Consider the following 24,115-nt stretch of genomic DNA (forward strand, 5'->3'; position numbering starts at 1 on the left):
AAACATGCTGCGCAAGATCCATTCGCTGCCGGGGCTGATCGCCGCACTGCTCATCGTGCTCCTGGGAATTACGGGAGCGGTGCTGTCGGTCGATCCCGCCATCGACAGGCTCGGTACCAGCATACCGGCGCACCTGAGCGTCGCCGAACTGGCGGGCCGGGTGGTGGCGCACTACCCGGGGGCCGAACAGATCCAGCGCACGCCCTCGGGCGGGATCATCGTTTACTACCACAGCGACAGTGGCGCCGGCGCCGACCGCGTCGACCCGCAACGCGGCAGCCGTATCGAACCCTACGTTCCCTCGGCATTCTCACGTTGGACCAAGCAGCTGCACAGGTCGCTGCTGCTCGATACCACCGGCCGCGCCGCCACTGGCATCACGGCCATCGTCATGCTGGTTTTGTGCGTGTCGGGCCTGCTGCTGCTGGTCAAGCGCGTGGGTGGATGGCGCCAGGTGGCGGGGCCCTTGCGTGGAAATCGCAGCCAGCGCTGGCACGCCGAGGTGGGGCGCATCGCCATTGCCGGTTTGCTGTTGTCGGCGCTGACCGGCACCTACATGTCGGCCGCCACCTTCAGCCTGGTGTCGGACGGTACGCAGGACGAGCCCGATTTTCCTGCCGCCACCTCCGGCGGCCCGCCGGCACCCGTAGCCCGCCTGCCGGCCCTGGTGGCGACGGATCTTGCGGACCTGCGCGAGCTGGTGCTGCCTGACCCCAGCGACAGCGCCGCCGTCTATACCTTACGCACTGTTCAGGGGGATGGTTATGTCGACCAGTCCACCGGCAAGCTGCTGGTCTTCCGCGCGCACAGCGGCGTGCGCGATACGTACGAACTGATCTACAAGCTGCACACGGGCGAAGGCCTGTGGTGGCTGGGCCTGCTGCTGGGCCTGTGCGCGCTCGGTGCGGTCTGGCTGGCGGCGACCGGCGCAATCGTCTGGTGGCAGCGCCAACGCGCCAAGCCCAAGATTGCGGGCAACAGCCCGGCACAGTCGGCCGAGACCTTGATCCTGGTCGGCAGCGAAAACAACAGCACATGGGGATTCGCGCGCGTGCTGCACGATGCGCTGCGCAAGGCCGGCCACAAGGTGCACACCGCGCCGATGAACCAGGCGCCGTTCCAGCGCAGCCCTGCGCGCCTGGTGTTCATCCTCACCGCGACCTATGGCGACGGCGAGGCGCCGTCGTCGGCCAACCAGTTCCGGGCGCAGCTGGCGCAGCGTGCGCCCGACCCCGCAACCAAGTTTGCCGTACTGGCCTTTGGCGACCGCCAGTTCACCAAATTCTGCCAGTTCGGCAAAGACGTCGATGCGGCGCTCGCTGCGCATGGCTGCCAGCGCTTGCTTGAGCTAACGACCATCAACCGCCAGTCGTCGCAGGAATTCGCACGCTGGGGTGTCGCCGTCGGCCCGCTGCTTGGGCTGGAGCTGGAACTCGAACACACGCCGGCACATCCGAAAACCTTCCCGCTGTACCTGCGCGAACGGATCGACTATGGGATCGAAGAGTCCGAGCCCACCGTGGTGCTGCGCTTTGACGCAGGCGCAGGGCAGCCTGCCGGGCTGTTCCAGCGGCACCGGCTGCCGCATTTCGAGGCCGGGGACCTGGTCGGCATCATCCCCCCGGGCAGCCCGATGCCGCGCTTTTACTCGCTGGCCAGCGGGTCCCGGAACGGCGTGCTCGAAATCTGCGTGCGTAAGCAACCGCACGGCGTGTGTTCGACCTACCTGCATGGACTGCAAACCGGCGAGCGCATCGACGCCTTCATCCAGCCCAATCCGCAGTTCCGCCCGGCCTCGGGAAAGGCGCCGGTGATCCTGATCGGCGCCGGCACCGGCATCGGCCCGCTCGCCGGCTTCATCCGGAACAACACAGGGAAATACCCGATGTACCTGTACTGGGGCGGCCGCAACCCCGAGTCGGACTTCCTTTACGAGCCCGAACTCAAGAACTACCTGGCCGACCGCCGGCTCACCCAGCTGCACACCGCATTCTCGCGCGTGCACAACGGCGTGCACGTGCAAACCCGGCTGACCGAGGATGCCGACAACATGCGCAAGCTGATCGAAAACGGCGGCCAGGTGCTGGTGTGCGGCAGCAGCGCGATGGCAAGCAGCGTGCGCATGGCGCTGGACGAGATTCTCGCTCCCATCCACCTGAGCGTGCTCACGCTCAAAACCAATGGACGGTATCGTGAAGACGTCTTCTGAAGACGCCCTGCAGCGTTACAGCCTCAACGGAGCGACGATGGGCACGCGCTACACGGCGATCTTCTATGCGCCCGCAGGTACCGACACCGCCGCCATCGGAAGGAGCCTGTTTGCGGTGGTGGACAAGGTGGACCGGCAAATGTCGAACTGGATACCCGAGTCCGACCTGTGCCGCCTGAACGCCGCGCCCGATGACAGCTGGATTACCGTGCCCGCCGAGCTGGCGCAGGTGCTTGAGGCGGGCCTCGCGGTTGGCCGGGAATCGCATGGCGCCTTTGACATGAACGTGGGCGCGCTGGTGGATGCATGGGGTTTCGGCCCGTCGGGGCGGACCCTGCACGGCGCAGTGCCGCAGGAGCAGCCGGCCGCGCGGTCCATCGACACGCTGGAGGTGGACCGCATACGCCGCCAAGTGCGAAAGCGACGTCCGGTCAAGCTGGACCTGTGCGGTATCGCCAAGGGCTATGGCGTCGACCAGCTCGCATACTGCCTGGACCGCTGGAACATCACCCGCTACCTGGTCGGCATTGACGGCGAAATGCGCGCGCGCGGCGAAAAGCCGGGTGGCGAGCCCTGGGCAGTGGCCGTCGAGCAGCCGACCTTTGGCAAGCGCGAAGTCGCCGGCGTGATGGAGCTGAACGACGCCGCCATTGCCACCTCCGGGGACTATCGCCATTGGGTCGAGATCGATGGCAAGCGCTACGCCCACACGATCGACCCCAGGTCGGGACAGCCATTATCGAATGGCCTCGCGGCGGTCACGGTGCTCATGCCGACCTGCATGCTGGCCGATGCCTGGGCAACGGCGCTGATGGTGCTGGGTGAGAAGGATGGCGTCGCCCTGGCCAAGGAAAAGGGCATCGATGCGCTGTTCGTGCTGCGCGAAGGTGACCAGCTGCGGGAAGTGGTGGTGGCCGGCCGCCTGCTGAGCGACGACAGCGGCGCCGCCGGTTAGGGTAGCGTGGGCAGGTCGCCCTGCCCACGCGTACCAAAGGCCCGCAATCAGCCGTGCAGCGGCTTGTAGCGGATACGCTTCGGCTTGGCGCCTTCTTCGCCCAGGCGCGCCTTCTTGTCGGCTTCGTATTCCTGGTAGTTACCGTTGAAGAAGGTCACCTGCGAGTTGCCTTCGAACGCCAGGATGTGGGTGGCGATGCGGTCGAGGAACCAGCGGTCGTGCGAGATCACCATCACGCTGCCGGCGAACTCGAGCAGCGCGTCTTCCAGCGCGCGCAGGGTTTCCACGTCCAGGTCGTTCGACGGTTCGTCCAGCAGCAGCACGTTGCCGCCCTTGAGCAGGGTCTTTGCCAGGTGCAGGCGGCCGCGTTCGCCGCCGGACAGGTTGCCCACCTGTTTCTGCTGGTCGGCGCCCTTGAAGTTGAAGCGGCCCAGGTAGGCGCGCGACGGCATCTCGAAACGGCCCACCTGCAGCACGTCGGCGCCGCCGGTCACGTCCTCGAACACGGTCTTGTTGTCGGACAGCGCGTCGCGCGACTGGTCCACCAGCGAGATCTTGGCGGTCTGGCCGATGTGCACTTCGCCGCTGTCCGGCTGCTCGATCCCGGCGATCATCTTGAACAGGGTCGATTTACCGGCGCCGTTGGGGCCGATGATGCCGACGATCGCGCCCGGCGGCACGGTGAACGACAGGTTGTCGATCAGCAGGCGGTCGCCGAAGGCCTTGGTCACGTTCTTGAATTCGATGACGTCGTTGCCCAGGCGCTCGGCGACGGGGATGAAGATCTCCTGGGTCTCGTTGCGCTTCTGGTATTCGTATTCGGACAGTTCGTTAAAGCGTGCCAGGCGTGCCTTGGACTTGGCCTGGCGTGCCTTCGGGTTCTGGCGTGCCCACTCCAGTTCCTTCGCCAGCGCCTTCTGGCGCGCGGACTCGTGCGCCTCTTCCTGCTTCAGGCGGTCTTCCTTCTGCTCCAGCCACGACGAGTAGTTGCCCTTCCAGGGAATACCGTGGCCGCGGTCCAGTTCCAGGATCCATTCGGCGGCGTTGTCGAGGAAGTAGCGGTCGTGGGTGATGCCCACCACGGTGCCCGGGAAGCGCAGCAGGAACTGCTCCAGCCACTCGACCGACTCGGCGTCCAGGTGGTTGGTCGGCTCGTCCAGCAGCAGCATGTCGGGTTTGGACAGCAGCAGCTTGCACAGCGCCACGCGGCGCTTTTCGCCGCCGGACAGCACGCCGATCTTGGCATCCCACGGCGGCAGGCGCAGCGCGTCGGCGGCCATTTCCAGCTGCAGGTTCAGGTTGCCGCCGTCGGCGGCGGCGATGATCGCTTCCAGGCGTTCCTGCTCCTTGGCCAGCGCGTCGAAGTCGGCGTCGGCTTCCGCATAGGCGGCGTACACGGCTTCCAGCTTGGCCTGCGCTTCAAACGCTTCGCCCAGGCCCGACTCGACTTCCTGGCGCACGGTCTTGTCCGGGTCCAGCTGCGGTTCCTGCGGCAGGTAGCCGATCGACAGGCCGGGCATCGGGCGCGCTTCGCCCTGGATGTCGGTGTCGATGCCGGCCATGATCTTGAGCAGGCTCGATTTGCCCGAACCGTTCAGGCCCAGCACGCCAATTTTTGCGCCGGGGAAGAACGACAGCGAAATGTCTTTCAGGATCTGGCGTTTCGGCGGGACGATCTTGCCCACGCGATTCATTGTGTAGACGTAGTTGGCCATTCTTTAACTTGTAGGTGAAATGAGGACGACAGGATACGACAGAATAGGCGGCACCAGCCGTTTTTCTGCTCAAGCCTTGTTGGCAGCGGCCGGCTGGGTACGCCTGAGCAGGCCCTCGGCGGCGAACAGCGCCAGCGCGCTCCAGATCAGCGCGAAGCCGACCAGTTTGCCGGAGTCAAAGTGCTCATGGAACATCAGCACGCCCAGCAGGAACTGCAGGGTCGGCGACAGGTATTGAAGCAGCCCCAGCACCGACAGCGGAATCTGGCGTGCGCCGGATGCGAACAGCAGCAGCGGGATCGCGGTGGTCGGGCCGGAAGCGACCAGCAGCGCGCGCGTTAGGTCGGAGCTGGTGTTCAGGAATACGTTTTGTCCGTGCAGCGTCAGCCACACCACGTACACCAGCGCGATCGGGAACAGCACCATGGTCTCGAACGACAGCCCTTCCAGCGCGCCCAGCGCGGCAGTCTTGCGCAGCAGGCCATAGATGCCGAAGGTGGAGGCCAGCAGCAGCGCAATCCAGGGCAGCGTGCCGGCCTGCCACGTCAGCCAGGCCACGCCGAGCGCGGCAATCGCGATCGCGCCCCATTGCTGCGGGCGCAGGCGTTCCTTCAGCAGCAGCGAGCCGAACATGATGTTGACCAGCGGGTTGATGAAGTAGCCGAGCGACGATTCGATCACATGGCCGGTGGTGACGGCCCAAATGTAAATGCCCCAGTTGGCGGACAGGAAGAACGCGGAGGCGATAAAGCTCATCAGCACCTTCGGCTTCTTGACCAGGTTCAGCCAGCCCCACTGGCGCCGTACGGCCAGCACGATCATCAGGAACAGCAGCGACCACACCATGCGATGCGCCAGGATCTGCACCGGGGGCACCTCGCCAAGCGCGCGGAAGTACAGGGGAAACAGGCCCCAGCAGAGAAACGCCAGGGCTGCAGAAAGGATGCCGGTTTGCATGGGAAACGTCGGTGGGTTGCAGGGACGACATTATCCCAAAATACGGCCGAGCTTGCCGGCGGCGGCCGATTGCCACCACCGCCAACAAGGTTGTTCCTGCCTATTTGCCGACCGCGAACAGCATCGCATTGTTGATCGCGTACACCGTCCCGTCCGCCCCGATGGCGGTCGGTGTGTACGATTCACCCAGCCCGCTGGTCAGGCGCACCTTTTGCGACAGCGTGTTGGTCGCCAGGTCCCAGCGGTACAGCCAGCCGTCTTCGCTGTTGACCAGGATCGACTTGGTGAACGGGTCCACCGCCGCCGTGTTGATGCACCACTCGACCACGCCGCCCGGGTAGTTGGGATCGGGCGTCACGCCGAGGATGGTCAGCACTTCCTTCATCACCTGCACGCCGGGTGCGATGAAGTCGGCCTGCGCCGCGTTCGGGTCGAGCAGCGCGACCTTGTTCTTCGAGTCGCCGCTGCCGGCGCGGCCGTAGTTGTTGTATTTGGTGGTGATCAGGTACTGCGAGCTTCCCTTGTAGCCGGGCACCATCGAGGCCGGCACGATCGATGCCGTGTCGTCCCAGCCGAACGAACCCGGCGTCTTGGCCTGTGCCAGGTTGGCATTGAAGTGCAGCAGCCAGCCGCGTGCGTTGTGCTGGGCGTAGGTGGTCTCGAGCACGCCGAAGAACACGTCGCCGTCCGGGCCGACGGTGGGCGAGGCGGTGCTGTCGTCCGACACCCGTGCCGGTTGCGCGGTCTGCGGGTCGACCAGCAGCGCCTTGCTCTTGAGGGACAGCGTGGCCGCGTCCAGGGCCAGCAGGTAGCCTTTCTCCCTGGGGCCGTTGACGGCCACATACAGCGTCTTCTGGTCCTGCGACAGCGCGGGCGCGCTGTTCATCGCGGCCTTGTCGATCTCGGTGTCGCCGGTGAGCACGGTGGCGGCAGCCCAGCTGCCCTTGCCGTCCGCGCCGATGCGCGCCACGCCGCCCTTGAGCCCCGCGGGCGCACCCGGCAGCGTGCTGAAGCCGAAATAGATGTTGCCCTGGCTGTCCGCCGTGATCGGCGTGTTGACGAAGACGCTGGCGTCGAACGCGGCCTTGTTGGCGTCATAGGCCGCGTTGCCATAGAACGCGGCGCTTTGCGCGGTGATGCCGCCACTGTCCGGGTTGTCGCGGTACAGCACGCGCCCGCCCAGCGCCGGCACGATCATCCGGTTGGCGCTGGTGAGCGTGACGTTGAAGCTCGGCGTCCAGCGGTGCGGCGGCATCACGTAGTCGGTTTGCATCTCCCACAGCAGCTCGCTGGTGTAGCCGATCACCGCCCGCACCATATAGCCGTCCTGGCTCAGGCGCTTGACGGGAATGAGCACGGTGTTCTTGCTGGTGATCGCTGGCGAGCCGTAATGGACCAGCAAATAGCCTTGCGGGCTGTACTGCGGGGCCATGTCCACCGCCGTACGCCAGCGGATGCGCGCCAGATCTTGGGTCGCAACCTGGGCCACGGCCGTGTGCTGCGCGTCGGCGCCGAATCCCAGCCAGGCCGGACCGTTGACCGGCGGCAGCACGACCGGCGGCGGTTCCGTCACCACCGGCGTGCCGCTGCCGCCGCCACCGCCGCCGCACGCGACCAGCAGCGCGCCCGCCAGCGCCGCCGCCGCCAGTGCGAACCTGCCGTTTGTTTTCTGGGCCAGATGCATGAGCTTCTCCTGCTGTGCCGGAAAGCTTCAAGTATGTACTATTGCTGGGCTAAACTTGTATGAAATTGCACACCCCATGGCTATTGTCCCTATCCGCATAGCATTGCTGGCGCTGCTCGTCGCCGTCGCCGGCTGCGACAAGGACAGCCATGGCGCGGCGAGCGCACCGGCGCCGCTTGCGCACAGCGCGGCGGCGCCCGTGGCCCCCGTCGACGGCGAGCGCGCGCCCACCAGCTATCCGATCCTGTTCGTGACCCAGGCGCCGGTCGCTACCGACGACGCGGCGCGGCTGTCGGTCTTTGCCAACCACCTGCCGGCGATGGACGCGGCGCCGCGCGGCGGCGACCTGATGCTGCGCTACCCGGACGGCAGCCTGCGCAATCTCACCCAGGAAGCGGGCCTTGGCACCGACGGCGCGCAAGGCGCCAACGCGATCGCGGTGCGCGAGCCGTCGGTGGACTGGGACGGCAAGCGCGCGCTGTTTTCGATGGTGGCCGGGGACGGGCACGCGTTCTGGCAGCTGTACGAGGTGACCGGCCTGGCCAAGGGCGAGCGCGCGCACATCGTGCGCGTGCCCGGCCAGCCGGCCAACGCCAACAACGTCTCGCCGCTGTACGCCACCGATGGCCGCGTCCTGTTTACCTCGGACCGCCCGCGCGCCGGCCTTGCGCACCTGTACCCCCAGCTGGACGAGTACGAAGCCACGCCCACCACCACCGGCATCTGGAGCCTTGACCGCGCAAGCGGCGCGCTGCGCATCCTGAACCATGCGCCCAGCGGCGCCTTCAGCCCCATCGTGGACAGCTACGCTCGGGTGGTGTTCACGCGCTGGGACCACCTGCAGCAGGACCAGCTCGCGCAGCGCGACCGCGACGCCGCGCAAAACGGCGTGGCGCTGCCCTTCAGGTCCTTCAACTATGCCGGCGAGGCGGCTGGCGCGATTCCGCTGCCGGCGCGCACCGAGGTGTTTCCCGAGTCGCGCTCCGGCAGCCAAGGCAAATATGGCTGGGTGAACGCGTTCACCAACAACTTCTTCACCGCCTGGCAGATGAATGAGGACGGCAGCGGCGAAGAGACCCTGAACCACGTGGGCCAGCACGAACTCGCGTTCGGCTACCTGACCCCGAGCTTTCGCGACGACCCGGCGCTGTCCAACCGCACCGTCGACACGCTGCACGCCAACCGCACCAGCATTCGCCGCGAGGGCGGCCTGCTCCAGCTGCGCGAGGACCCGCGCCACCCCGGCACCTACTTCGCCGTCGCCGCGCGCGACCGCGGCACCTTCGGCACCGGGCAGCTGGTGCGCCTTGGCGGCGACCCTGGCCTGAACGGCGAGCAAATGCAGGTCGATCCGGTCACGCCGGGCGACCCGGGCGACGCGCTGCCCGGCGGGCGCTTTCGCAACCCCTTGCCGCTGTCGGATGGCGCGCTGGTGGCCAGCCACACTGGCGACGAGCGGCTCGTGCCCGGCGCACCTGGCCTGTCCGGCTTGCGGCTGGTATGGCTCGAACCAGGCCCCGCGGGCCTGTACCGGGCCGGCAGGCCGCTCACCGCCGGCATCAGGAAGACCTTGCGATGGATGTCGGCGGCGGGCCCGCGCAACTGGTCGGGCGAGCTGTGGGAGCTGGAGGCGGTCGAGGTGCGGCCCCGGCCGCGGCCCACGCGCGCGCAGGCCGGGCTGGAAGCGCCGGAGCGCGCCGTGCTGGCCGAAGAACACGTCAGCGAAGAAGCGCTGCGCCGCTGGCTGGTGCGTAACGACCTTGCCCTGATCGTAACGCGCGACCAGACCAGCCGTGATCGGGCAGACTTGCAACAGCCGTTCAATTTGCGCGTGCCCGGCGGCGTGCGCACGCTGTCGACCAGCGCGCCTGGCGGCAGGGTGTACGACATCGCGCATTTCCAGCTGTTCGAGGGCGAGCAGTTGCGCGCCTATCCGGGCCGCCCCGGCCGCCGCGTGATCGCGCAGCCCATGCACACCGGACGGCTGCCGGCCAACCCCGGCGCTCCCGAGGGCAGCGTGCAGATTGCGCCTGACGGCTCCACCGCCGCGTTCGTGCCCGCGCGGCGCGCGCTGAGCTGGCAGACCACGGATCCGTCCGGCGAGCCGGTGGTGCGCGAGCGCAACTGGATCACCTTCCAGGCCGGTGAAATGCGCGTGTGCGCATCGTGCCACGGCGTCAATGTGCGCGACCAGGCAGGACGGCTGCCGCCGGTGAACAAACCCGAGGCGCTGCGGCGCTTACTTTCATGGTGGAAACAACAGTCACAGTAGGGGCATTTGCGTATTTGAAACAGCCACTTGCAAAGTTCCATAATGTGGCATATTGTGCAACGCACCAAAACGACAAGACGGTGAAATTTTGGCTTCGCAACACAAGAAAAGCAGCGTCGCCGCGCTGACCCTGGCGGCAGTCGGCATCGTGTACGGCGACATCGGCACCAGCCCGCTGTACACACTCAAGACCATCTTCGATCCGGTGCATGGACTGGCACTGAACGAATTCAACCTGGTGGGCGTGATCTCCCTGATTTTCTGGGGGCTGACCATGATCGTCGCGCTCAAGTACGTGTCGCTGGTGCTGCGCGCCGACAACCGTGGCGAGGGCGGCATCATGGCGCTGATGGCGCTGGCCTTGAGCTCGGTGCGCAAATCGAGCTGGCAGTTCCCGCTGATGCTGATCGGCGTGCTGGGCGCCACCATGTTCTACGGCGACAGCGTGATCACGCCGGCAATCTCGGTGCTGGGCGCGATCGAGGGCCTGGAGGTGGCCACGCCGGCGCTGTCGCGCTACGTGGTGCCGCTCACCATCGTGGTGCTGGTGGCGCTGTATTCGGTCCAGCGCCACGGCACCGCAGGCATCGGCCGCTGGTTCGGCCCGATCATGATGATCTGGTTCGCCGCGCTGGCGATCATGGGCGTCATCAATATCGTGGCCGCGCCGCAGGTGCTTGCCGCGCTCAATCCGCTGCATGCGTTCGCGTTCCTGCTCGAGAACCGCTTCGTCGGCTTCGTCGCGCTGGGCGCGGTGGTGCTGGCGTTCACCGGCGCCGAGGCGCTGTACGCCGACATGGGCCACTTCGGCAAAAAGCCGATCCGGGTCGCCTGGTTCATGGTGGTGTTCCCGGCGCTTGCGCTCAATTACATGGGCCAGGGCGCGCTCTTGATGGCGCAACCGGAAGCGATCGAGAACCCGTTCTTCCACCAGCTTGGCGCGTGGAGCGTGTATCCGCTGGTGGTGCTGTCCACGGTGGCGGCGGTGATCGCGTCCCAGGCCACCATCTCGGGCAGCTATTCGATGACGCGCCAGGCGATCGCGCTCGGGCTGCTGCCGCGCATGCGCGTGCTGCACACCTCGGTGAGCGAGATCGGCCAGATCTACATGCCGGCGGTGAACTGGCTGCAGTGCGGCGTGGTGCTGCTGGCGGTGATCGGCTTCGGCTCGTCGGAAAAGCTGGCTGGCGCCTACGGCATTGCCGTGACCTGCACGATGATGGCCACCACCATCCTGACCTTCTTCGTGATCCGCTACCGCTGGAGCCTGCCGCTGGTGCTGTCGCTGGGCGCGACCGCCTTCTTCATCACCATGGACATCGCGCTGGTCTCGGCCAGCAGCCTGAAGCTGTTCCACGGCGGCTGGTTCCCGCTGCTGCTGGCCACCGTGCTGTTTACCATCATGATGACCTGGAAGCGCGGCCGCGAGCTGGTGTTCGAGAACCTGCAGCAGCACGCGATCCCGCTGGACGACTTCCTGCAGTCGCTGTTCGTGGCCCCGCCGGTGCGCGTGCCCGGCACCGCCATCTTCCTGCGCGGCGAAAGCGACGGCGTGCCGCACGCGCTCTTGCACAACCTGTCGCACAACAAGGTGCTGCACGAGCGCGTGGCCTTCCTGACCGTGCACATTCGCGAAGAGCCGTTCGTGCCGCCGAGCGAGCAGGTGACCATCATCCCGCTCGGGCACAACTGCTTCCAGCTCAACGTCTGCTACGGTTTCAAGGACGAGCCGAACATCCCCACGGTGCTGGGACTGTGCGAGCAGCAGGGCCTGAAGTTCGAGCCGATGGAGACTTCGTTCTTCATCGCGCGCCAGACCGTGATCTCGGTGCCGGGTCGCGGCATGGCGCCGTGGCGCGAGCACCTGTACATCGCCATGTCGCGCAACGCGCGCGCCGCCGCCGACTACTACCAGATCCCCGCCAACCGCGTCATCGAGCTCGGCACGCAAGTCGAGATCTGATACAAAGGCTTACAAAATCCGGACACCTCCTGCCGCCGGGCTCGGGTAGTGTGCGGATTTTGTTCCCGGTTTTTCTTACCCTTTTTATCGCCAAGGATCGTCCATGAAACTGAAGTATCCCCTGATCGCCGCCTTCGTCGCCGTGCTGGGCCTGACCGCCTGCGGCGGTGGCGGAAGCTCGTCGGGCGCCAGCTCGAGCGGCAGCACCGCCGTCGCCAGCCCCGCGCAACTGAGCTTCACCGACTCCGTGGTGGGCACCGGCACCACCGCCGCCACCGGGATGACGGTCACGGTCAAGTACACCGGCTGGCTGTACAGCACCAGCGCGACCAACAACAAGGGGACGCAGTTCGACACCGGCACCTTCTCGTTCAAGCTGGGCACCAATTCGGTCATCCCCGGCTTCGAGCAGGGCGTGCTGGGCATGAAGGTGGGCGGCAAGCGCACCGTGCTGATCCCGTCCAGCCTGGGCTATGGCGCCTCGGGCACGTCGGGCATCCCGGGCGGTTCGGGGCTGGTGTTCGACATCGAACTGGTCAGCGCCCAGTAAGCACCGACGAGCGGGCCGGCACGACGCCGGCCGCTTCTGAACACTTACCGCTCGTGCGGCAGCTTCGCAATCACCTTGATTTCGAAGTTGAACCCATAAAGCCAGGTGACGCCGACCCCGGTCAAGGCCGGGTAGGGGGCACTGCCCCAATACTCCGGCAGCACGCTCCAGATCGCGTCCAGATTCGACGCCGGATCGACGACGAACATGGTCACGTCCACCACATCGTCGAAGGTGCAGCCGGCCGCTGCCAGGACCGCATTGAGATTGTCGAAGGCCAGCCTGACCTGTGCTTTCAGGTCGGGCTCGGGTGACCCATCCTCCCGGCTGCCGACCTGGCCCGAAACAAACAGCAAGCCGTTCGATCGGATTGCTGGAGAATACCGATTGCGCTCGTAAAGCGCCTGCCGGCCATCCGGAAAAACTGCGTCGCGTATCGTCATTGAAACCTCCGTGGGCGAGACTGCCCGAACAAGAAAGACTCCACTCTAAGGACGGCGCTATTTTTGATAAACAGGCCAGTCCACGCATCACTGTTTGTAAAATGAGAACAATGACGATGGGGGCCAAGGATGGATCGGTTTGATGCGATGCGTGCGTTCGTTCGCGTGGTCGAGGCTGGCAGCTTCACCAAGGCGGCCGAGACGCTGTACATGAGTAAGACCAGTGTGACGCAGCTGGTGCAACAGCTGGAGGCGCGGCTGCGTGTGAAGCTGCTCAACCGCACGACACGCAAGTTGAACGTCACGGCCGATGGCGCAGCCTACTATGAACGCGCGGTCCGCCTTCTGGCCGACCTGGACGATGCCGAAACCAGCCTGTCCAGCGCAGCAGCTGCCCCGCGCGGGAGGTTGAGGGTGGACATCGCCAGCCCGCTGGCGAGCATGATCCTGGTGCCGGCATTGCCGGCTTTTCATGCGCGCTACCCCGAGATCCAATTTGACATGGGCGTGAGCGATCGCCTGGTGGACCTGGTCAGCGACAATGTGGACTGTGTCGTTCGAGGCGGTGAGATAGCCGACCAGTCGCTGATCGCCCGTCACGTTGCGGATTTGACCATCGGCGCTTATGCCGCGCCAGGCTACCTGGCCCGCATGGGGGTGCCGTCCGGGCCGAAAGCGCTCGAAGGTTCAGCGCACAGCATGGTCGGTTTTTTGCATCCCCGTACCGGCAAGGTTCCGCCGACCGCGATGCATCTCAATGGCGAGTCCATCAGCGTGAAAGGCCGGTATGTGCTCGCGGTTGACGATGGCAACGCCTGCCTTGCAGCGGGCCTGGCGGGCCTGGGCGTGCTCTTCCTTCCTGCCTACATGGCGGCGCCTCACCAGGCCCGTGATGAACTGGTTCCCTTGTTCGAAGAATGGCACATCGACCCGATGCCATTGCATATCGCATTTCCGCCCAATCGGCACGTCAGCGCCAAACTGCGCGTGTTTATCGACTGGGTGATCGAAATAATGGGACAACACGCGCCGCTGATCAAACCGATTGGCAACGCGGGGAACGTTGCCAGCCCCGGATGAATCGCCCCGTGGCGGGACGGTTCATGCAGGTGCGCGTATGTCGCGTGCGCGCCTTAGGCGCGGCCGGACATGCGTTTGAGGATGCCGTCGCGATCGATGAACTGGTGCTTGATCACGCCCAGCAGGTGAAAGCCGATCAGGAACAGCATCGCATCGGCGGTGAAGCCGTGGACCTCTTCGAGCGGCTCGTGCAGGGCGCGGAACTCCGGGAACGGGCTGGGGATGCTGAGCAGGTCGAAGACCGGAATCGCGCGGCCCGTGCTCCAGATGATCAGCGGCCCGGTGATCGCCAGCACCGCGATCCCCACCAGCAGCAGCACGTGCACGACCTGCGCGAACTTCTGCAGCGCCGGCTGCTGCGGCAGCGCCAGCGGCGAGGTCGAGCGCACGCGCCAGTACACGCGCCACAGCAGGAACAGCGAGGCGAACGCGCCGATGGCGATGTGCAGGCCGCGCCAGAACTTGCGCGCGTCGCCCTTGGGCATATCTTCGAAGTACAAGCCGATCGCGAGCAGCGCCAGCACCAGCAGCGCGCCCAGCCAGTGGTTGAACCGCGAGACCGAGCCGTAGCTGGTGGGGGAGTCTTGGGTCGACGACGACATGTTGTAATTCTCCAAACGGGACAAAAATTCCATTATGGATGATCCCGGCTGGCAGTTCAAACGCCGCCGCGGGGCTCCTGCGCCCCACTGAGCGGCGGGGCGCACGTCAGTCGCGCAGGGCCAGCACCGGGGTGACGCGTACCGCCGCCAGCGTGTGGCGCAGGGTGGCCCCCAGCGCCACCGCCAGCGCCACGGCCAGCGCCGCGCCAAGCGCCCACAGCCCGATCGGCGCGCGCTCGGTGAACGAGGCCAGGTAGCGTTCGGTCGCGAGCCACGCGGCCGGCAGGCCGATGAGGGCGCCGATCCCGGTCAGCATCGCGAACTCGCGCACCACCAGGGCGCCGATGTCCCCGCCGCTGGCGCCGTACAGCTTGCGCAGGACGATCTCCTTGGTCTTGCGCTGCACGCTGTATGCCGCCAGCACATAGATGCCGAACGCGGCGATGGCGATCGCGATCACGCTGGAGGCGGCCAGCAGCTTGGCCAGCCGCAGGTCGTCCGCGTAGCGCGCCTCGATCATGGCGCGCATGCGCCGCATGTCGAGCAGGTCGTTGGGGAAGTAGCGCGGCCACATCTGCTCGATCGCGCGCTGCACCGCCGCCATGTCGCCGCTCACGCGCACCGTCAGCGTGCCCAGCCGGGTGCCAAGGTAGAACACGCTGGGCTGGGCGGCGCCGCGCGCCAGCCGGTGGCGCAGGTCCGGCATCACGCCGATCACCTGCATCGGCTTCTCGTGGCCATTCGGGCTGCTGAGCACCTTGCCGATCGCGTCCTGCGGGCTCGCGAAACCGAATTTGGCCGCGGCCGACGCATTGATCACAACGCGGTCGCGGTCGCCGATGTGGTCCATGGCCGGGTTGTACAGGCGGCCGGCCAAGGACTGGATCCGGTACACATCGGGGAATTCCGGGCTCACCAGGTAGGTGTTGATCTCGGCCGAGGTTCCGCCCTCGCGCGCCAGCGACGAGGAATTGGCGCTGACCGTCATCGGCATGTCGCTCTCGGCCACGCCAGCTACCCCTGGCAGGCGGGCGAGGGCGTCGCGGAATGCGCGCACGGTCGGGTCGCGCATGTCCTTGGCTGTCTTCACCAGCAGTAGCGGGTCGGGATCGAAGCCGGGGCTGAGCGTGCTTGCAAAATGGGTCTGCCACGCAACCGCCAGCGTGGTGCCGGTCAGGCCCATCGCGGTGGCGAACTGCAGCACGGTCAGCACGCGCCGCATCCACAAGCCGCCGGGCGTCTCGGCATTGCCGCGCCCGGCCAGCGCGGCGGTGGGCCGCACGCCCAGCGCCGACCAGGTCGGGTAGGCGCCGGCGGCCAGTCCCAGCAGTACGCCGAGCAGCAGGCAGCCGGCCAGTGCCGCCGGGCTGAACATGGTGTCCAGCTTGCGCTGCACCAGGTCGGCGAACACCGGCAGCACCAGCCAGGCCAGCAGCAGGCCGGCGAGCGTGGCGATCAGGCAGACCAGTACCGACTCGGCCAGGAACTGCCGCACCACCGTCGGCGCCGATGCGCCCAGCACCTTGCGCACCGCGATTTCGCGCTGGCGCCGCAGCGTGCGCACAGTGGCCAGGTTGACGTAGTTGGTGGCCGCCAGCAGCAGGATCAGCACCGCGACGGCCAACAGCCCGTAGATGGTCTGGCGGTCGCCGTGGAGGGACGAGCTGTCCTGCAGGTCGGGATCGAGGTAGGCGTCGGCCAGCGCGCCAAGCTTGAAGTCCAACAGCTCGCGGCCATTGAGCGCGGCCACCTGGTCGGGGCTCTGCTCCCTGGCCATCGGCGAATCGCGCAGCGCGCGCTGCAGGGCATCGAGCAGGGCGTGCTGGTCGGCGCCAGGCAGCAGCTTCACATACACGCGGCCGCGCGAGGAGCCCCAGTTTCGTTCGATGAGCTGGCGGTCTTCGGCCGGCCACAGCGTCGTCTTGGGCCCGGCCAGGGCGTCGAACGGCATGGTGGTGGCGGCTGGCTGGTCGGCCACGATCGCGCCCACCGCGTAGGCCTGCCCGCCGGATTGCAGGGTGCGCCCGACCGCGTCCGCCGTGCCGAACAGCTTGACCGCGGTCTCGCGCGCGAGCACCAGGCCGTCCGGGCGCAGCAGCGTGGCGCCCAGGTTGCCGGCCAGGACGCGCGGCGCGAAGATCTTCTCGAAGTCGGGATCGACCATCGTCACGCCGATGCTCTGCACCTGTTCGCCGACACGCACGTCCACGCCAGTGTCGAAGAAGGTAGTGGCAAGGAGCGGCTGCCCGCTGGCCACTGCCGCCTCGCGCGCCTTCAGGCTCGTGTAGTCATACCAGGCGCCGCCGAAGGCCGACAGGTTCCAGCGCTGCTTGATGCGGTAGATGCTTTCGCGCTCGGGCACCTGCTGGTCGTACGACAGCGAATGGCGCACGTAACCGAGCAGCAGGAAGCAGGCGGCAAAGCCGACCGCCAGCCCCAATATCACCACCGCCGTGTAGGCCGGCTCCTTGAGCAGCAGGCGCCAGCCGATGCGGAAATCGCGCAGGTTCATGGCCGCCTCCCTTACGCTGCCTGCAGCGCGTCGACCACCACGCGCCCGTCCAGCAAATGCAGCGTGCGCGAGGCCTGGGCCGCGTGCGCGGGTGAGTGGGTGACCATGACCACGGTGGTGCCTTCCTCGTTGATCTGGCGTAGCAGCCGCATCACCTCGTCGCCGTGGGCGGTGTCGAGGTTGCCGGTCGGTTCGTCCGCCAGCAGCAGCGGCGGGCCGGCCACCAGCGCGCGCGCGATCGCCACGCGCTGCTGCTGGCCGCCCGACAGCTGCGAAGGACGGTGTCCGGCGCGGTGCGCCACGCCCAGCTTGGCCAGCATCGCGCGCACGCGCTCGCGGCGCTCGGCGGCCGGGGTGCTGGTGTACTCGAGCGCCAGCTCCACGTTCTCGTACACCGTCAGCTCCTCGATCAGGTTAAAGCTCTGGAAGATGAAGCCGACCCGCCCGCGCCGCAGCGCGTTGAGCCTGGCCTCGCTCCAGCCGGCCACGTTCTGGCCGTCGAACCAGTACGCGCCCTGGCTGGGCACGTCGAGCAGGCCCAGGATCGACAGCAGGGTCGACTTGCCGCAGCCGGAAGGCCCGGTGATGGCAAGGTATTCGCCGGCCGCGATCTCGAGGTCGATGCGGTCCAGGGCGGTGGTCTGCACTTCGCCCGCCAGGTGCGTCTTGCTGACGCCTGAAAGTTTGAGCATGGTCTTTCCCTAATCTGGTTGCGTTTTTATTTACTTGTTCAGTTCCAGCCGCTCGGCCTTGCCGAATGGAGTGTAGCTGGAGACGATCACCCGTTCACCGGGCGCGAGGCCCGAGAGCACTTCGATCTGGCTGCTGCTGCGGCGGCCCAGGCGCAGCGCGCGCTTGACCGCGCTGGCGCCGCCGGCATCGAGCACGAACGCCCAGGTGCCGCCGGTATCGTTGGCGAACGCACCGTTGGGCAGCAGCAGGGCGTTGGCCGGCGCGCCGAGCGTGAGCTGGGCGTCGAGTCCCTGGCCGGGGGACAGCTGTGGCTGGGCTCCGGCAAACACCAATTCGACCTTGAAGCGGCCTTCCTTGACTTGCGGGTACACCGTCCTGATCGTCACCTCGTGGTCCTTGCCGTCCTGGCGCACGCTGCCATGGCGGCCGACCGCGATCCGGTTCAGGTAGAACTCGTCCACCTGGGCGGTCAGCTTGAAGCGGTTGGGGTCGTCGATGCGGCCGATATGCTCGTCGGTCTTCACGGTCTGGCCCACCAGCAGGTGAAAGTCGGCCAGCATGCCGTCGATGGGGGCGCGCACGGCCAGTGCGTCCACCGTGGCGGAGACCAGCTTCAGGCCCGAGTTCAGGCCATCGATCGCGGTCTGCATCTCCGACAGCGCGGCGTGGCGCACCTTTTCCTCGACGTCGACACGGCCCTCTTCAGCCTCCAGCGCATGGCGCGCCTGCGCCAGCTTGTCGGCCGACTCTTCCAGCGCTGCCTGCGAAATGAAGCCTTTGGCCGCAAGGCGAACGTTGCGGTCGTGCTGCTTTTGTACCTGCGACAGCGCAAAACGCAAATCCAGCAGGCGCCGTTGGTGGTCGGTGCGGCCCGCCTCCTGCGCCACCCGCAGGTTCGACAGGTTCGACACCTGCTGCGCCGTTTCGGCCTGGGTGCGCAGCAGTTCCAGGTTGCGCTGCGGGTTCGACAGCCGGAACAACAGGTCGCCTTTCCTGACCATCTGGCCGTCGCGGGCGAACACTTCCTCGACCCGGCCCGATTCCACCGAATCCAGGATCACGGAATTGAGCGGCTCGGCGGTGGCGCGCACGACGATATCGTCGCGGAACACGCCGCGCTGCACGGTGGCGATGCGCACGTCGCTGGCGTTCACCTGCAGGCCATGCGGCGCTAGCTGCCAGAATGCGTAGCCGGCGCCGATGAGCACCGCCAGCGCGGCGCCGACACGCTTTGCCAGCTTGCCGCGCTTTTTGGGCACGACCTGGTCCATGTTCGACCCGGTGACGGCCACTTCGGGGGTATGTCGGTCCATAGCCTTCTCGTGTTGTTCGACGCAGGCGTAATTGCAAGCGGCGTGCCAGCCCCTTTGCACGGGCAAACGGCGGCTCGTACGTGGCGGAGTGTCCGCTTCCGGACAGTGCCGCCGTCCGCTTCCGGACACCGGCAATTTGTGGCTTTTCCGATAAGCCCGGGCGCTGCTAGAATCGGCCGGACTGACCTCATCAATACCGCAGACGATGGCCGATCCAGCAGCCCGCATCCTCATCCTCGACGACGACGCCGACGTCGCCTACGCCGCGCAGTTGCTGCTGCGACGCCGCTACGGCGCAGTCACGAGCCTGGGCGACCCTGCCGGGTTGGCCGCCGCGCTGGCAGCGGGCGCGCCGGACGTGGTGCTGCTCGACTTTAATTTCGCGCCGGGCCGCATCGACGGCGCGGAAGGGCTGGCGGTGCTGGACCGCCTGCGCGCGCTGCCGCGCCCGCCGGCGGTCATCGCCCTTACCGCGTATGCCGACGTGCCGCTGGCGGTGGAGGCGCTCAAGCGCGGCGCCTGCGACTTCATCACCAAGCCGTGGGATAACGCGCGCCTCGTGGCCGCCATCGAGAGTGCGCTGGCGCGGCGCGGCGCCGGCGCGTCGTGCGCGGTGCCGGAGTTGATGGGCGATTCGGCGGCCATGCGCGAAGTGAAGGCGATGATCGCCAGCGTTGCGCCGACCGAGGCCAATGTGATGATCCTGGGCGAGAACGGCGTGGGCAAGGAGCTGGTTGCGCGCGCCATCCACGGCGCATCCCGGCGCGCCGGCCAGGCCTTCCTGGCCGTGGACATGGGCGCGCTGCCCGAGGCCACCTTCGAGAGCGAGCTGTTCGGCCATCGCAAGGGCTCGTTCACGGACGCCAAAGAAAACCGCGCCGGCCGCTTCCAGGCCGCACGCGGCGGTTCGCTGTTCCTTGACGAGATCGGCAACATGCCGCTCGCCGCGCAGGCCAAACTCCTGAATGTGCTGGAGCGGCGCGAAGTGACCCCGCTCGGCGCCGACCGCGCCGAGCCGGTCGACGTGCGCATCGTCAGCGCCACCAACCTGGACGAAGCCAGGCTGTTCGACCCCGCCGTGTTCCGGCCCGACCTGCTGTTCCGGCTGAACACCATCGTGATCCGTGTCGCGCCCTTGCGCGAGCGGCGCGAGGACATCCCTGCGCTGCTGCGGCACTACCTTGCGTTGTACGAGCAGCAGTACCAGCGGCCGGCGCGCACGCTGTCCGCCGGGGCGCTGGAACGGCTGTGCGCCTGGCCCTGGCCCGGCAACGTGCGCGCGCTGCGCCACGCGTGCGAGCGGGCGGCCATCCTGGGCGCGCAAGAACAGTACCAGTTCGGCGATTTCGGCCTGGGACCGGCCGCGGCGGCGCCGCCTGCGGCCACCGGCGCCCCGCTCGCGCCGCAGCTTGCGCTTGGCCGGCTCGAGCGCGAGGCGATCGCCGCCGCCCTGCAGCAGGCCGGGGGCAACATCAGCCAGGCGGCGCGGCTCTTGGGCGTCTCGCGCGCCGCGCTGTACCGCAAGCTGGACAAGCATGGGATCTGAGCGAGGCGCCGCTGCGGCCTTCACGCTTGCCCTCGCGGGCATGCTGGTGGCCGCGTTTGGCGCTGGCGCCCTGGCCGGCTCGCCCCGGTTGCAGGTGCTGTGCGCGCTGGCCGTGCTGGCGCTGCTGGCCGCGTTGTGGCGCAGCCTGCGCGCCATGCTGCGCCAGTCGCGCGGGCCCATCATCGAAAGCGCCAATGCGATGGCGCCGGACCAGCGGCGCCTGCTCGATGCCGCCCAGGCGGTGGAGGCGCGGCTCGAGCACGCGCCGATCGCGCTGTTCAGGATCGACGGCGCCGGCGGCGAGGGCGCGGTCGTGCCGCTTAACGCCAACGCGCGCAAACTGGTAGCGCCCGGGCGCGCCGTCGATCCGGCCGGCCTGTACCGCCTCATCGCCGCGCAGCAGGTTCACCGGCGCGGCATGATCGGTTTCGACACCGAGCGCGGCACCGAACGAGCACTGGTGTCGGTGAGCGCACTGACCCTGCAGGGCAAGGCGCAGCGCCTGGCCGCGCTGATGCCGGTGGAAAGCGAACTCGAAGCCGAGGCGCTCAATGCGTGGCGCCAGCTGGTGCACGTGCTCACGCACGAGATCATGAATTCCCTCACCCCCGTGGCCTCGCTGTCGCGCACCGCGCGCGAGCTGCTCGGCGAAGACGGTTCCAGCGTGCCGGCGGACGCGCGCGCGGACCTGGCCATGGCGCTGGACGCGATCGGCCGCCGCGCCGACAGCCTGGTGCAGTTCGTCGGCAGCTACCGCAGCCTGTCCAACGTGCCCGAGCCGCGGCCGGAGCGCGTGGTCCTGCTTGTGCTGTTCGAACGGGTCGCCGCGCTGGTGCGCCCGGACTGGCAGGCACGCGGCGGCCGGATCGAGTTCGCGGTGCAGCCCCCAACGCTGGAGCTGGTGGTCGACCCCGGCCAGCTGGAGCAGGCGCTCATCAACCTGCTCAAGAACGCGGCCGATGCGACCGCCCAGGTGGCGGCGCCGATCGCCAGCGTGTCCGCCCGGCTTGTGCGCGGCGGGCGGCTGCAGATCGAGGTGGCGGATAACGGCAGCGGTGTGCCGCCGGAACTGGTCACGCACATCTTTACCCCGTTCTTCACGACCAGGAAGCACGGCAGCGGCATCGGGCTGGCGATGGTGCGCCAGCTCGTGCACGGCAATGGGGGAACCGTGCGTTATGCGCGCTCGCTTGGCAGCGGCGCGCGCTTCATGATCACGTTCTGAGCCGCGCGCCGGTTACGGCAGCAGGATCGACAGCTCCTGCGCACCCTTGAGCAGCACCGGCAGGAACAGGTCGAGCATCTTGCGGTTCGACACCCGCGCCGCGTGCGCGCCGACGTTGAGCGCGGCCAGCACAGTGCCGCTGGCGCCGCGCACCGGCACCGCGATCGAGCGCAGGCCGACTTCGAGCTCTTCCTCGACCATCGCGTAACCCTGTTCGCGTACCCCGGCCAGGATCTCGCGCAGGCGCGCCTGCGACACCACCGTGCGCTCGGTCATCGCCTTGAGCGGCACGCGCTCGAAGTAGGCGTCCAGCTGCTCGGGCGGCAGGTGTGCCAGCAGCACGCGCCCCAGCGAGGTGCAGTAGGCCGGCAGCCGGCTGCCGGTGGTGAGCGACACCGACATGATGCGCGAGGCCGCCGAACGGCCCACATACAGCACCTCGTCGTCCTGCAACACCGCGAGCGAACATGATTCGCTGAGCGTGCGGCTGACCTGGTTCAGGTAGGGGTGGGCCGAGACCGTGAGCGGCGTCGAGGACAAGTAGGAGTAGCCGAGCGTGAGCACCTTGGGCTTGAGCGCGTAGTGATTGCCGTCCGCCTCGGCGTAGCCCAGTTCCATCAGGGTGTGCAGGCAGCGCCGCACCGAGGCCCGCGGAATGCCCGTGCGGTGGCTGATCTGCGCCATCGTCAGGCTGCGGCGCTGGTCGCTGAAGGCCTGCAGCACCGCCAGCCCGCGCGCCAGCGAGGTCATGAAGTTGGGGTCGCTGTGCGGCTGCTCGTCCTCGGCCTTGCCGTCGGTGCTGGGATCTCCGCTGTTCATATTCTCCTCAGAAATCAAACTGTCAAATTGCGTTCGACAATCGAACACAATTTGTTGCGTCCGTCTTGACGCTTCAATCGTACGGCTTCTAAACTTTGGCACAAATGGTTCTGCGATCGAACAATAGTGCGATCACCGAACAGTGTCAACAGACGTCCCGCCCCACAGCATGACTGCGCGCCGCGGGGCGGGAGGTCTCCAGTGATTAACAAGCTATCCCCGTCGCTCGAAGCGGCGGTCGCCGGCGTGCATGACGGCGCCACCGTGCTGATCGGCGGTTTCGGCACCGCCGGCCAGCCGGCCGAGCTCATCGACGCCCTGATCGCCCAGGGCGCCCGCGATCTCACCATCGTCAACAACAACGCCGGCAACGGCGAGACGGGCCTGGCCGCGCTGCTCAAGGCGCGCCGCGTGCGCAAGATCATCTGCTCGTTCCCGCGCCAGGCCGATTCGCAGGTGTTCGATGCGCTGTACCGCGCCGGCGAGGTCGAGCTGGAACTGACCCCGCAGGGTAACCTGGCCGAGCGCATCCGCGCCGCCGGCGCCGGCATCGGCGGCTTTTTCACGCCCACCGGCTACGGCACCCGCCTGGCCGAGGGCAAGGAGACCCGCGTCATCGACGGCAAGCACTATGTGTTCGAGACCCCGATCCACGCCGACTTCGCGCTCATCAAGGCGCATCGCGGCGACCGCTGGGGCAACCTCACCTACCGCAAGACCGCCCGCAACTTCGGGCCGATCATGGCCATGGCCGCGCGCTGCGCGATCGCGCAGGTGAACGAGGTGGTGGAACTGGGCCAGCTCGATCCCGAGGCGATCGTCACCCCGGGCATCTTCGTGCAGCGCGTGGTGCTGCAGGGAGGGGCATGATGCAGCGCCTGACCCGCGACCAGATTGCCGAGCGCGTGGCGCGCGACATCCCCGAAGGCGCCTACGTCAACCTGGGCATCGGCCTGCCGACCATGGTGACGAAGCACCTGCCGCCTGGCCTGGACATCTTCCTGCACAGCGAGAACGGCCTGCTCGGCATGGGCCCGCCGCCTGCGCCGGGAGACGAGGACGAGGACCTGATCAACGCCGGCAAGCAGCCGGTGACGCTGCTGCCCGGCGGCGCCTACTTCCACCACGCCGATTCGTTCGCGATGATGCGCGGCGGGCACCTGGACATCTGCGTGCTGGGGGCCTTCCAGGTCTCAAGCCAGGGTGACCTGGCCAACTGGCACACCGGCGCGCCGGACGCGATTCCGGCGGTGGGCGGCGCCATGGACCTGGCGATCGGCGCCAAGCGCGTGTTCGTGATGATGGAGCACCTGACCAAGGACGGCGCCAGCAAGATCGTCCCGCAGTGCTCCTACCCGCTGACCGGCGTGGGCTGCGTGAGCCGCATCTACACCGACCTGGCGGTGATCGACGTGACCGCGCATGGCCTGGTGGTGCGCGAGATGGTCGAGGGCCTGGACCTGGACGAACTGCAGCGCATGACCGGCGTGCCGCTCGCCTATGAAGCTTTGTAAGACATTGCAGCGCGCTGGCCAAGGCCGCGCGCTGCGCCCGATGTGTGCGGGCGTTGGGCCGGG

The 24,115-nt window shown here is 67.5% G+C and carries 19 protein-coding genes; 10 read left to right on the forward strand and 9 right to left on the reverse strand.

What is annotated here, in order from left to right; translation table 11 throughout:
- The first annotated feature begins 4 nt into the window (after window positions 1–4).
- Together NX774_RS14140 and NX774_RS14145 are read left to right on the forward strand one after the other, a co-directional pair.
- Window positions 5–2,209, forward strand: coding sequence for a PepSY domain-containing protein (locus NX774_RS14140; RefSeq protein WP_258822879.1), 2,205 nt, complete (start codon window positions 5–7; stop codon window positions 2,207–2,209).
- A complete protein-coding gene (locus NX774_RS14145; RefSeq protein ID WP_370660435.1) occupies window positions 2,193–3,164 on the forward strand; it encodes an FAD:protein FMN transferase in 972 nt (323 codons plus the stop codon). The genes NX774_RS14140 and NX774_RS14145 overlap by 17 nt, the downstream gene beginning before the upstream one ends.
- Window positions 3,165–3,211: 47 nt before the next feature.
- Here NX774_RS14145 and ettA read toward each other — a convergent pair whose 3' ends face one another.
- The 3 genes from ettA to NX774_RS14160 form a co-directional block, all read right to left on the reverse strand.
- Window positions 3,212–4,879, reverse strand: coding sequence for an energy-dependent translational throttle protein EttA (gene ettA, locus NX774_RS14150; RefSeq protein WP_258822880.1), 1,668 nt, complete (start codon window positions 4,877–4,879; stop codon window positions 3,212–3,214).
- Between the two features lie 69 nt (window positions 4,880–4,948).
- Window positions 4,949–5,836 carry an EamA family transporter RarD gene (gene rarD / locus NX774_RS14155; RefSeq protein ID WP_258822881.1) on the reverse strand — a complete coding sequence of 296 codons (888 nt, stop codon included), beginning with the start codon at window positions 5,834–5,836 and terminating at the stop codon, window positions 4,949–4,951.
- Window positions 5,837–5,936: 100 nt separating this feature from the next.
- Window positions 5,937–7,520 carry an SMP-30/gluconolactonase/LRE family protein gene (locus NX774_RS14160; protein WP_258822882.1) on the reverse strand — a complete coding sequence of 528 codons (1,584 nt, stop codon included), beginning with the start codon at window positions 7,518–7,520 and terminating at the stop codon, window positions 5,937–5,939.
- Window positions 7,521–7,596: 76 nt separating this feature from the next.
- On the opposite strand from NX774_RS14160, the gene NX774_RS14165 reads away from it, so the two are divergent.
- The 3 genes from NX774_RS14165 (at window position 7,597) to NX774_RS14175 (ending at window position 12,305) form a co-directional block, all read left to right on the forward strand.
- A complete protein-coding gene (locus NX774_RS14165) occupies window positions 7,597–9,792 on the forward strand; it encodes an HzsA-related protein (RefSeq protein ID WP_258822883.1) in 2,196 nt (731 codons plus the stop codon).
- Window positions 9,793–9,880: 88 nt separating this feature from the next.
- Window positions 9,881–11,755: a potassium transporter Kup gene (locus NX774_RS14170; RefSeq protein ID WP_258822885.1), complete on the forward strand. Its 1,875-nt coding sequence runs from the start codon at window positions 9,881–9,883 to the stop codon at window positions 11,753–11,755.
- Between the two features lie 103 nt (window positions 11,756–11,858).
- The gene (locus NX774_RS14175; protein WP_258822890.1) at window positions 11,859–12,305 is read left to right on the forward strand and encodes an FKBP-type peptidyl-prolyl cis-trans isomerase; all 447 of its coding nucleotides are present in this window, start codon (window positions 11,859–11,861) and stop codon (window positions 12,303–12,305) included.
- A gap of 44 nt (window positions 12,306–12,349) precedes the next feature.
- Here NX774_RS14175 and NX774_RS14180 read toward each other — a convergent pair whose 3' ends face one another.
- A complete protein-coding gene (locus tag NX774_RS14180; RefSeq protein ID WP_258822891.1) occupies window positions 12,350–12,748 on the reverse strand; it encodes a RidA family protein in 399 nt (132 codons plus the stop codon).
- A gap of 129 nt (window positions 12,749–12,877) precedes the next feature.
- Here NX774_RS14180 and NX774_RS14185 point away from each other — a divergent pair, with 129 nt between their 5' ends.
- Window positions 12,878–13,828, forward strand: coding sequence for a LysR family transcriptional regulator (locus NX774_RS14185; protein WP_258822892.1), 951 nt, complete (start codon window positions 12,878–12,880; stop codon window positions 13,826–13,828).
- Window positions 13,829–13,881: 53 nt separating this feature from the next.
- Here NX774_RS14185 and NX774_RS14190 read toward each other — a convergent pair whose 3' ends face one another.
- The 4 genes from NX774_RS14190 to NX774_RS14205 form a co-directional block, all read right to left on the reverse strand.
- Window positions 13,882–14,430 (reverse strand): cytochrome b, encoded by a 549-nt coding sequence (locus NX774_RS14190; RefSeq protein WP_258822893.1) that lies wholly within the window; start codon window positions 14,428–14,430, stop codon window positions 13,882–13,884.
- A 106-nt stretch (window positions 14,431–14,536) separates the two neighbouring features.
- Window positions 14,537–16,942, reverse strand: coding sequence for an ABC transporter permease (locus NX774_RS14195; protein ID WP_258822894.1), 2,406 nt, complete (start codon window positions 16,940–16,942; stop codon window positions 14,537–14,539).
- 11 nt (window positions 16,943–16,953) lie between these two features.
- Complete coding sequence (locus NX774_RS14200; protein ID WP_258822895.1) at window positions 16,954–17,634, reverse strand: ABC transporter ATP-binding protein; 681 nt, start codon at window positions 17,632–17,634, stop codon at window positions 16,954–16,956.
- A 30-nt stretch (window positions 17,635–17,664) separates the two neighbouring features.
- A complete protein-coding gene (locus NX774_RS14205; protein WP_258822896.1) occupies window positions 17,665–18,948 on the reverse strand; it encodes an efflux RND transporter periplasmic adaptor subunit in 1,284 nt (427 codons plus the stop codon).
- Window positions 18,949–19,153: 205 nt separating this feature from the next.
- Here NX774_RS14205 and NX774_RS14210 point away from each other — a divergent pair, with 205 nt between their 5' ends.
- Window positions 19,154–20,494 carry a sigma-54-dependent transcriptional regulator gene (locus tag NX774_RS14210; RefSeq protein ID WP_258822897.1) on the forward strand — a complete coding sequence of 447 codons (1,341 nt, stop codon included), beginning with the start codon at window positions 19,154–19,156 and terminating at the stop codon, window positions 20,492–20,494.
- Window positions 20,484–21,719: a sensor histidine kinase gene (locus tag NX774_RS14215; RefSeq protein WP_258822898.1), complete on the forward strand. Its 1,236-nt coding sequence runs from the start codon at window positions 20,484–20,486 to the stop codon at window positions 21,717–21,719. The genes NX774_RS14210 and NX774_RS14215 overlap by 11 nt, the downstream gene beginning before the upstream one ends.
- 12 nt (window positions 21,720–21,731) lie before the next feature.
- On the opposite strand, the gene NX774_RS14220 is transcribed toward NX774_RS14215, so the two are convergent.
- Window positions 21,732–22,538, reverse strand: coding sequence for an IclR family transcriptional regulator domain-containing protein (locus NX774_RS14220; protein ID WP_258822899.1), 807 nt, complete (start codon window positions 22,536–22,538; stop codon window positions 21,732–21,734).
- A 201-nt stretch (window positions 22,539–22,739) separates the two neighbouring features.
- Here NX774_RS14220 and NX774_RS14225 point away from each other — a divergent pair, with 201 nt between their 5' ends.
- Window positions 22,740–23,408: a 3-oxoacid CoA-transferase subunit A gene (locus NX774_RS14225; protein ID WP_258822900.1), complete on the forward strand. Its 669-nt coding sequence runs from the start codon at window positions 22,740–22,742 to the stop codon at window positions 23,406–23,408.
- Entirely contained in the window at window positions 23,408–24,052 is a 645-nt protein-coding gene (locus NX774_RS14230) for a CoA transferase subunit B (protein ID WP_258823364.1), read from the forward strand. Before NX774_RS14225 ends, NX774_RS14230 begins: the two co-directional genes overlap by 1 nt.
- The last annotated feature ends 63 nt before the right edge of the window (window positions 24,053–24,115 follow it).

This window comes from Massilia agilis (assembly GCF_024756255.1).
Classification (GTDB): domain Bacteria; phylum Pseudomonadota; class Gammaproteobacteria; order Burkholderiales; family Burkholderiaceae_D; genus Telluria; species Telluria agilis.

Excerpts from the sequence above, each read along its gene's own strand:
- NX774_RS14190 (WP_258822893.1), bottom strand. The coding sequence starts at position 14,430 with ATGTCGTCGTCGACCCAAGACTCCCCCACCAGCTACGGCTCGGTCTCG.
- NX774_RS14220 (WP_258822899.1), bottom strand. The coding sequence starts at position 22,538 with ATGAACAGCGGAGATCCCAGCACCGACGGCAAGGCCGAGGACGAGCAG.
- NX774_RS14215 (WP_258822898.1), top strand. The coding sequence starts at position 20,484 with ATGGGATCTGAGCGAGGCGCCGCTGCGGCCTTCACGCTTGCCCTCGCG.
- NX774_RS14175 (WP_258822890.1), top strand. The coding sequence starts at position 11,859 with ATGAAACTGAAGTATCCCCTGATCGCCGCCTTCGTCGCCGTGCTGGGC.
- NX774_RS14160 (WP_258822882.1), bottom strand. The coding sequence starts at position 7,520 with ATGCATCTGGCCCAGAAAACAAACGGCAGGTTCGCACTGGCGGCGGCG.
- NX774_RS14180 (WP_258822891.1), bottom strand. The coding sequence starts at position 12,748 with ATGACGATACGCGACGCAGTTTTTCCGGATGGCCGGCAGGCGCTTTAC.
- NX774_RS14230 (WP_258823364.1), top strand. The coding sequence starts at position 23,408 with ATGCAGCGCCTGACCCGCGACCAGATTGCCGAGCGCGTGGCGCGCGAC.
- NX774_RS14165 (WP_258822883.1), top strand. The coding sequence starts at position 7,597 with ATGGCTATTGTCCCTATCCGCATAGCATTGCTGGCGCTGCTCGTCGCC.
- NX774_RS14200 (WP_258822895.1), bottom strand. The coding sequence starts at position 17,634 with ATGCTCAAACTTTCAGGCGTCAGCAAGACGCACCTGGCGGGCGAAGTG.
- NX774_RS14210 (WP_258822897.1), top strand. The coding sequence starts at position 19,154 with ATGGCCGATCCAGCAGCCCGCATCCTCATCCTCGACGACGACGCCGAC.
- ettA (WP_258822880.1), bottom strand. The coding sequence starts at position 4,879 with ATGGCCAACTACGTCTACACAATGAATCGCGTGGGCAAGATCGTCCCG.
- rarD (WP_258822881.1), bottom strand. The coding sequence starts at position 5,836 with ATGCAAACCGGCATCCTTTCTGCAGCCCTGGCGTTTCTCTGCTGGGGC.
- NX774_RS14185 (WP_258822892.1), top strand. The coding sequence starts at position 12,878 with ATGGATCGGTTTGATGCGATGCGTGCGTTCGTTCGCGTGGTCGAGGCT.
- NX774_RS14140 (WP_258822879.1), top strand. The coding sequence starts at position 5 with ATGCTGCGCAAGATCCATTCGCTGCCGGGGCTGATCGCCGCACTGCTC.
- NX774_RS14195 (WP_258822894.1), bottom strand. The coding sequence starts at position 16,942 with ATGAACCTGCGCGATTTCCGCATCGGCTGGCGCCTGCTGCTCAAGGAG.
- NX774_RS14205 (WP_258822896.1), bottom strand. The coding sequence starts at position 18,948 with ATGGACCGACATACCCCCGAAGTGGCCGTCACCGGGTCGAACATGGAC.